This is a genomic window from Halorubrum sp. SD41 (genome assembly GCF_058630335.1).
The window spans coordinates 20349-28966 of record NZ_JBZVGZ010000035.1; the positions used below are offsets into that span (position 1 = coordinate 20349).

Below are 8618 nucleotides of genomic sequence, written 5' to 3' on the forward strand. Positions count from 1 at the left end.
CGGTTGAGAGGTCGGCGACCGCTTGAGGCTGTCGGCCGAGTCGGTCCGTCCTCCGGGGCGCGACCGCGGACCCATCGCGACCGCAAACGATACCGACCGCCGCCGAGCGGACCGCCGATGGCACAACACCTTAGGCTCGTCCCGATGAGGTGCGAGTATGTCCGATCGCCTCCCTCCGCTCCACGACGCTCACGACGCGCGCGGCGCCAAGTTCACCGACTTCGGCGGCTGGCAGATGCCGGTCGAGTTCGACTCGATCCAGACGGAACACGCCGCGGTCCGCGAGTCGGTCGGCGTCTTCGACGTCTCCCACATGGGCGAGATCGAGGTGAGCGGCCCGGACGCGACAGAGCTGATGGACCGACTCACGACCAACGACGTGACCTCGCTCGACCCCGGCGACTCCCAGTACGCCGCGGTCACGAACGAGGAGGGCGTGATGCTCGACGACACGGTCGTCTACCGGCTCCCCGACGGCACCGCGGCCGGCGAGGCGGCCGCGTCGCTCGCTGACCTCGAAGCCACCCACGACGGCGACCTCGACGCGCCGAGCGGCGACCCCGCGTACCTCTTCGTGCCGAACGCGGGCCACGACGAGCAGATGGAGGACCGCTGGACCGCCCACCGCGACGAGTGGGGCCTCGACGCGACCGTCGCGAACGCCACCGACGACTGGGCGATGCTCGCGGTCCAGGGCCCCGACGCGGCCGACGCCCTCGACGAGGCCACGCCCCGCGACCGCGTCGTCGACCTCTCGAAGTTCGAGGCGACGGCGGCGGCCGTGGCGGAGACGGAGAGCTGGGTCGCGCGCACCGGCTACACCGGCGAGGACGGCTTCGAGGTGATGTGTCCCGCCGACGCCGCCGAGGCCGTCTGGGCGGCGTTCGTCGACGGGCCGCGCGAGGCGCAGCCGTGCGGGCTCGGCGCGCGCGACACGCTCCGCACCGAGATGGGCTATCTCCTGTCCGGGCAGGACTTCGACCCCGAGGACGAACCCAGAACGCCCTACGAGGCGCGGATCGGGTTCGTCGTGAAGCTCGACACGGAGTTCGTCGGGCGCGACGCCTTGGAGGCCCAGAAGGAGCAGGGCGTCGACGAGAAGTTCGTCGGGGTCCGCCTCTTGGAGCGCGGCGTCCCGCGCGGCGGCTACGCGGTCACCGACGGCGACCTCACCCGCGTCGGGAAGCTCACGTCGGGGACGATGAGCCCCACGCTCGACGAGCCGATCGGCTTAGGCTACCTCCACGAGTCGTACGCCGACGCCGGCACCGAGGTGAGCGTCGTCGTGCGCGGCGACGAGAAGCCCGCCGAGGTCGTGATCCCGCCGTTCCTCGATCGGTGAGGCTAGTCACCAAGGACCGAGCAACGCTCATGGGAGCCGCCTGAGAAGTGCCGGTATGGCGCCAACAGGTTCCGCGAGCGACGCGACCGGCGTACCGGAATCCGACCTCGCCGTCGCGCGAGCGACCGATCCCCGCCCGATCGAGGACGTCGCAGCCGATCTGGGGCTCTCCCCCGACGACGTCGAGCGCCGCGGCGAGGGCGTCGCGAGGCTCACGCACGCGGCGGTGCGCGAGGCCGTCAGTAGTGAGACGGGGACGGCCGACGGACCGGCTGAAGCCGACGGGACGACCGTCCTCGTGACCGGCATGTCGCCCACCCCGAAGGGGGAGGGGAAGACGGTCACCTCCGTGGGGCTCGGCCAGGGCCTCGCCGCGCTGGGCGAGCGGACCGCGGTCGCCGTGCGCGAGCCGTCGCTCGGCCCCGTCTTCGGGATCAAGGGCGGCGCGGCCGGCGGCGGCTACTCGCAGGTGTTGCCGATGGAGGCGATCAACCTCCACTTCACCGGCGACATCCACGCGCTGACGTCGGCGCACAACCTCCTCGCGGCCGCGCTCGACAACCGCCTCCATCAGGGAGACGACGCGGAGGTCGACGCGCGGCGGGTCCACTGGCCGCGCGCGCTCGACGTCAACGACCGCGCGCTCCGCGAGACGGTCGTCGGCCTCGGCGGGGCGACCGGCGGCGTCCCGCGCGAGGACGAGTTCGTCATCACCGCCGCCTCGGAGCTGATGGCGGTCCTCGGGCTCGCGTCCGACCTGGAGGATTTAAAAGCCCGAATCGGCCGCATCGTCCTCGCGGCCGACGCTGACGGCGAGCCGGTGACGCCCGACGATCTGGGTGTGACCGGCGCCGCGGCCGCGCTGCTCCGCGACGCCTTCCGCCCGAACCTCGTCCAGACGGTCGAGGGCGTCCCGGCGTTCGTCCACGGCGGCCCCTTCGCGAACATCGCGCACGGGACGAACACGCTCGTCGCGGACCGGGTCGGCGCCGCGCTCGCCGACTACCTCGTCACCGAGGCCGGCTTCGGCGCGGACCTCGGCGCGGAGAAGTTCGGCGACATCGTCGCGAGAGAGGGGATGGTCCCCGACGTCGCGGTCGTCGTCGCCACCGTCCGCGGCGCGAAGCGCCACGGGCTGGAGATGTGGCCGACGGACTTCGACGCGCTCGGTTCACCGGACCCCGACGCGGTCCGGGCCGGCGTCGACAACGTCGCGAAACACGTCTCGATCGCCGAGTCGTTCGGGGTCCCGACGGTCGCCGCGATCAACGTGTTCGCTGACGACACGGAGGCCGAACTGGCGGCGCTGGAGGAGGCGATCGCGGACCGCGGGATCCCGGTCGCGCGCTCGACCGCCTACCGCGACGGCGGCGCGGGCGCGACCGACCTCGCCGAGCTCGTCCGCGAGCGTGCCGGGACGGGGTCGTTCTCGCCGCTGTACGATGTCGACGCGCCGATTCGCGAGAAGATCGAGACCGTCGCTCGCGAGGTGTACGGCGCCGCGGGCGTCGAGTACGTCGACGGCGCCGCCGACGACGTCGAGCGCGTCGAGCGGTGGGGGCACGGCGACCTACCGGTCTGTATCTCGAAGACGCCGTACTCGCTGTCCGACGACGCCGCGCTCACCGGCGTCCCCGAGGGGTGGACGCTCACCGTCCGCGAGGTGACGCCCTCGGCCGGCGCCGGCTTCGTCGTGGCGAAGACCGCCGACGTGATGACGATGCCGGGGCTCCCCGCCGAGCCGGCCGCCGAGGACATCGACGTCGACGCCGACGGCGAGGTGACCGGGCTGTTCTGATCGGGAGGCCGCGTCGGGCCGGGGCGACCGCGGACCTACTCCCCGAGCGTCTCCTTCCGCTTCTCGACGACCTCGACGTCCGAAATTCGCGTGTCCGGATACCCCCCGTCCGCGTCCTTCTCGGCGGCCTTCACCATGTCCCAGACGGTGTTGAGCCCCGTCGTGACGCCTTCCAGCGCTTCCATCTCGCAGCCAGTCTTCCCGGTGGTCTCGACCGCGACCGTCAGTCCGATCCGGTCGTCGCCGACCGAAAAGTCGGTGTCGACGTTCGTGATCGGGATCTGGTGGCACATCGGGATCGTCTCCCAGGTGTGTTTGACCGCCTGAACCGCGCCGATCCGGGCGGTCGCGAGCACGTCGCCCTTCTCGACCGCGTCGGCCTCGACCGCGGCGACCGTCTCCGGCGTCAGCCGGATCTCGCCGCGGGCGACCGCGCGTCGGCTGCTGTCGGGCTTCGCGCCGACGTCGACCATCTGGACGTCGCCCGCGTCGTCGGTGTGGGTCAGCGCGTCCGCGCTCCCGGCCGCGGACTCGGCTCTCTCTCCGCCTCCGGACCCGCCGCCTTCGTCCTCACTCATCACGCATCGCCTCCGGCAGCCGGTCGGGTAAGTCCGTCGCCACCAGTCCGGCTCCGTTCGCCGCCGCGGCGGCGTCGCCCGCGCGCCCGACGACGTACGCGCCGACCGCGGCCGCGTGAAACGGCTCCGTCACGGCCGCCAGCGCGCCGACCGTCCCCGCTAGCACGTCTCCCGTCCCGCCGACGGTCATTCCGGGGTTGCCGGTGCGGTTCAGCCGCGCGTCGTCGCCGTCGGCGACCACGTCGACGGCGCCCTTCACGAGCAGCGTGTGACCCGCCTCGGCGGCGAACTCGCGGACCAGTTCCGCGCGCTCGTCGGGGTCCGCCGCGGTCTCGCCGCCCATCCCGACGAGTTCGCCCTGATGCGGCGTACAGATCAGGTCGGCGTCGGTGTCGACCTCGGGGACGACCCGGAGCGCGTCCGCGTCGACGACCGCGCGCCCCTCGAACGCCGTCAGGAACTCGCGGACGAACGCCTCGGTGCCGTCGCCGTCTCCCAGTCCGGGACCGAGGACGACGACGTCGTTCCCGGCCGCGAGCGACGTGACCCGCTCGACGTGGGCGGGCCCGACGCGGTCGCCGGGCAGCGCGCGGACGATGAGGTTCGGCGAGAACCCCTGGACCGCGTCGGCGACGGACTCGGGGCACGCCACGCGGACGAGGTCGGCCCCGGCGCGGAGCGCGGCGAGCGCGGACAGCGTCGGCGCGCCGGTGTAGGGTCCCCCGCCGACCACCAGTACCTCGCCGTTGTCCCCCTTGTGCGAGTCCGGGTCGCGGTCGAGCCCGAGCAGGTCGCCGGGCCCGGTGAAGCGCTCCGCGGCGGCCGGAATTCCGATGTCGGCGACCGTGATCTCGGCGTCGAGCGCGGCTAGCCCGGGCTTCGCGTCGTGGAACGTCACGACGCGGTCGGCGTCGACGGGGGTCGGATCGGACTCCGGGCTACCGGTCGGGTCGCCCGTGTCGGCGTCGATCCCGGAGGGGACGTCGACCGCGATCACCGTCGCGTCGCTCGCGTTGATCGCGGCGGCCGCGGTCCGTTCCGGTTCGCGGAGGCCGCCCGAGACCCCGGAGCCGAGCATCGCGTCGACGACCACGTCCAGGTCGTCGCCGTCGGGCCCGCCGAGATCGAACTGGCGCGAGTCCGAGACGGCCTCTCTCGGGATCTCGGCGTTTTCGAGCGCGTCCCAGTTCTCCCGAGCGATGTCGGTCCGGATCGTCTCGGGGCGGCCGAGCAGGTGAACCGCGACGTCGTACCCGCCGAGGAACCGCGCCGCGACGAGGGCGTCCCCCCCGTTGTTCCCGCGCCCGCAGACGAGCGCGACGGTCGCGCCGGGATCCGCGGCGGCTCGCACCTCGCGGGCGACCGCGTTGCCGGACGACTCCATCAGCTGCTTTCGTGGCACGCCGAGCGCGGCCGCGTTGGCGTCGACGGCCGCCATGCGGTCGGTCGTGATCATGGCCGGCAGTACGCGCGGCCGGGGATTAAGCGGACGGGGTCCGAGCGCGGTCGGGGTCGCGGCGTCCCCGTCGCATCGGGAAATGAAAATGTTGAAGCGGTCAGGTGGAGAACCTCGCGACCAACAGTGGTACCGGTAGCACCTGTCGTCGCGGGCGGCCACCGACCGGACCGAGCCGCCGGCCGTGGCGACGCCGCGACCGACGCGCGCCCCTCCGACCGCGACGTCGGCCGCCGCGGCCGGACGCGACCCCTCCACCCACGACGGCGACCATGAACATCGGCTTCTTCACCGACAGCTACTTCCCCGGGATCGACGGCGTCACCTACACCATTCAGGCGTGGCGCGACCGCCTCGAGTCCCGGGGCCACGACGTGTACGTCGTGTACCCGGAGAGCAGCCACGAGCCCGACGAGCGCGAGATACCGGTCCCGTCGCTGCCGAACCCCTTCTACCGACAGTACCGCCTCCCGACCTACCGCCGCCTGTCGACGCTCCCCGACCTCGACGTCGTCCACTGTCACGGCCCGGCGTCGACCGGCCTGATGGGGCTTCGGTACGCGAAGCGGCACGGCGCGACGTCGGTGTACACCCACCACACTCCGATCGAGGACTACTTCGTCCAGGGGCTCAAGTCGGAGCGGCTCGCCGCGCTCGCCGGTCGGGCGTACGTGGCCTACGAGAACCGATTCCTGAGAGCGTTCGACTGCGTCACGGCCTCGACCTCACGGATCCGCCGCGACGTGGACCCGGTTCGGCTCCCGGTCGGCATCGAGATGGACCGGTTCCGGCCGAGCGAGAACGGCCGCGTCGCCGCGCTGGCGACCGACGGCGGTCCGACCGCGGCGGACGCGCCCGTGGTCGGGTACAGCGGCCGGATGACGCACAAGAAGAACGTCGACGAGACGCTCCGGCTCGCCGAGCGGCTGCCCGAGGTCCGGTTCGAACTCGTCGGCGAGGGACCTGTCCGCGCGGAGTTGGAGGCCGACGCGCCCGCGAACGTCCGGTTCCACGACTTCCTCCCACGGGAGGAACTCCCCGACTTCTACGCCGCGCTCGACGTCTTCGTCACGGCGTCGACCTGCGACACGCTCGGCCTCTCGACGCTGGAGGCGAACGCCTGCGGCACCCCGGTGGCCGCCGCGGACGTGGCGCCGTTCGACGAGACGATCGGCCCCGAGAACGGGGCCCGCTTCGCGCTCGGCGACCTCGACGACATGGAGCGCGCGGTCCGCGACTGCCTCGACGGCGACAGGGACACCCGCGCGGCCGTCCAGCAGTTCTCGGTGGAACAGACGATAGACGAGCTCGAATCGATATACGGGGTGACCGCGTAGATGGGCGCGGACAACGTCGACGCCTTCCAGCGGTTCATTTTTTCGGTCCCACCCCTCAGGGTTCAGGCGGCCGCGCTCGTCGTGCTCAGCGCCGTGTACGCCGTCGGCACGTTCGGCGGAATCTGGCTCTTCACGCCGTTCGCGCCGGACCCGTCTCGGATCGTGCCGGTGGCCGCCCTCATCTTCTTAGTTCCGTTCGTCGTCGCCGCGGAGCTGTTCCCCCGCGTCCTCGACGGCTACCCGCGGCCGTGGAGCTACTTCCTCGCGCTCACCTCGCAGTTCGTCCTGTTCGTGTACGCGCTGGTGCTCACCGGCGCGAACAACGTCGGGAACGCCTGGAGTATCATCTGGCTGAGCTTCATCACGCTGTACCTGGTCAACATCTTAGTGCTCGTCGTCTCGACGGGCATCGACCGCTCCGACCGGATCCTGCTCGCCTCGCTGGTCGAGCCGGGACTGCTCATCGCGGCGTTCTACGCGCTGGGCGGCAGCGAGTTCGGGTTCTCGACGTACCGTCACGTGTTCGCGTTCGCCTCGCTGCTCATCGCGGCGGGGTTCCTCGTCTTGGTCCTCCTCGTCGTCGACTACCTGATCAAGAGCAACACCGACGTCTCGGCGTTCGCGCTCACCTCCGGACTGCTCCGGAACGACCGCGAGTCGCTCGACCTGGGCGTCGAGGCCCGACCGTCCGTGGAGACGTTCGCCGTCGACAACGGGAGCCGCCTCACGGTCGCGGCCCCGTGGGTCCACCCCGGCCCGCTCGGGGGGTTCGGCGGCGGTCAGCTGAGCGGGAACCTGATCGACGCGCTGAACGGGGGTCGAGGGGACGTCGCGGGGCGCGACCCCTCCGGGGCCGCGGCCGCCGCCGACGGCGGTACCGAGGCCGCTGCGATCGACGGCGGGACCGGCGCGGCCTCGGACGGCGACGCCGGGTTCTTCTTCCACGTCCCGTGTACCCACAAGGAGGACCTGTCGAACCCGGCGGACGCGGAGCGGATCCTCGACGCGGTCGCCGAGCCGGAGCTGACCGAGCGCGCGTCGCGGCTCGTCACGGAGTCGTACGGCGACCGAGAGGGGTACGCGGACGTGCGATTCCACGGCCGTCGAATCGGCGACAAGGAGGTGATCGTCCTCCACGGCGAGGGGATCGACGACTACGACACCGGCGTGTTCATGCGCGACGTCGACCACGACGACGTGCTTTTGATCGACCAGCACAGACACGACATCCAGAACGGCCCCGACGCCGAGATCCAGTACGGCTCCGCCGAGGCCGACCGCCTCAAGCGCGCGTTCGACGACTTCCGCGATCGGCTCGCCGACGCTGAACTCGCCGACGACTACGCCGCCGGGTTCGCCCTGACGCGGACCGGGCAGGATGCCCTGGCGATGGTCGAGTCCGTCGGCGACCAAGAAGTGCTCTGGATCGGCGTCGACACGAACGGGCTCACCCCGGACGTGCGGGCGACCGCCGACGCGTACCGCGACGAGTTCGACGCCGTGATCCCCTTCTCGACGGACACCCACGCGTCGATCCACGAGCTGGCGAACATGCGCGAGTCCGACACCGACGCCATCGAGCGCGCGGTCGACCGCGCCGTCGACGACGTCGCGCCCGCGACGGTCGGGTTCGAGAGCCGCCGCACGGAGCCGGTGAAGCTGCTGAAGAACGACTACAACGGGCTCGTGTTCAGCGTCAACATCCTCATCCGGCTGACGCTCATCTCGCTCGTGACGCTGTACGTGCTGCTCGTGTTGTGGCTCTTCTTCTGAGGCGGGGTCGCTCCCGAGCGAGCGGCGTAGTGTTCAGATAAGCTGGTTCCATGCGAAAGCGAACGATGTGAGCCACTCGTCAGCAGTTTCTGCTTTGGCGATCGACCACAAACGGCTTCAAAGCCCCAGCCGGGAGGACTCGATGCGCTCGCTGTGGTCCTCGGTCGGTCGCTATCGCTCCCTCCCTGTGGTCCTTGCGTCGCGCGTCTTCGTCCTCCCGGCTGCCCCTTTGAGTCCCGCCCCGCACGGCACCGCAGCCTCACACCTCCCCAGCCTCGCGGTTCGCGCTCTCCGAGCGCTCACCGCGTCCAGCGAGGGACCTTCGGTCCCTCTG

Annotated in this window: 6 protein-coding genes and 1 pseudogene; 4 read left to right on the plus strand and 3 right to left on the minus strand. The window is 71.6% G+C overall.

Translation table 11 applies throughout. From position 1 onward, the window contains the following. Positions 1 to 157: 157 nt before the first annotated feature. Complete coding sequence (gcvT, locus tag AC4NMM_RS14130; RefSeq protein WP_491924543.1) at positions 158 to 1342, plus strand: glycine cleavage system aminomethyltransferase GcvT; 1185 nt, start codon at positions 158 to 160, stop codon at positions 1340 to 1342. 55 nt (positions 1343 to 1397) lie between these two features. Next, positions 1398 to 3140, plus strand: coding sequence for a formate--tetrahydrofolate ligase (locus AC4NMM_RS14135; protein WP_491924544.1), 1743 nt, complete (start codon positions 1398 to 1400; stop codon positions 3138 to 3140). Positions 3141 to 3175: 35 nt separating this feature from the next. On the opposite strand, the gene moaC is transcribed toward AC4NMM_RS14135, so the two are convergent. Together moaC and AC4NMM_RS14145 are read right to left on the minus strand one after the other, a co-directional pair. Beyond that, positions 3176 to 3718: a cyclic pyranopterin monophosphate synthase MoaC gene (moaC, locus tag AC4NMM_RS14140; protein ID WP_491924545.1), complete on the minus strand. Its 543-nt coding sequence runs from the start codon at positions 3716 to 3718 to the stop codon at positions 3176 to 3178. Then, positions 3711 to 5174 carry an NAD(P)H-hydrate dehydratase gene (locus tag AC4NMM_RS14145; protein ID WP_491924546.1) on the minus strand — a complete coding sequence of 488 codons (1464 nt, stop codon included), beginning with the start codon at positions 5172 to 5174 and terminating at the stop codon, positions 3711 to 3713. The genes moaC and AC4NMM_RS14145 overlap by 8 nt, the downstream gene beginning before the upstream one ends. A gap of 272 nt (positions 5175 to 5446) precedes the next feature. Between AC4NMM_RS14145 and AC4NMM_RS14150 the strand changes: the two genes are divergently transcribed. Both AC4NMM_RS14150 and AC4NMM_RS14155 read left to right on the plus strand, forming a co-directional pair. Further along, on the plus strand, positions 5447 to 6511 hold the full coding sequence (locus tag AC4NMM_RS14150) for a glycosyltransferase (RefSeq protein WP_096393040.1): 1065 nt from the start codon (positions 5447 to 5449) through the stop codon (positions 6509 to 6511). Then, on the plus strand, positions 6512 to 8284 hold the full coding sequence (locus tag AC4NMM_RS14155; protein WP_491924547.1) for a DUF2070 family protein: 1773 nt from the start codon (positions 6512 to 6514) through the stop codon (positions 8282 to 8284). A gap of 33 nt (positions 8285 to 8317) precedes the next feature. Here the strand turns inward: AC4NMM_RS14155 and AC4NMM_RS14160 are convergent. Continuing rightward, positions 8318 to 8401 (minus strand): annotated as a pseudogene (locus AC4NMM_RS14160) (IS6 family transposase); the annotation flags it as partial. Between the last annotated feature and the right edge of the window lie 217 nt (positions 8402 to 8618).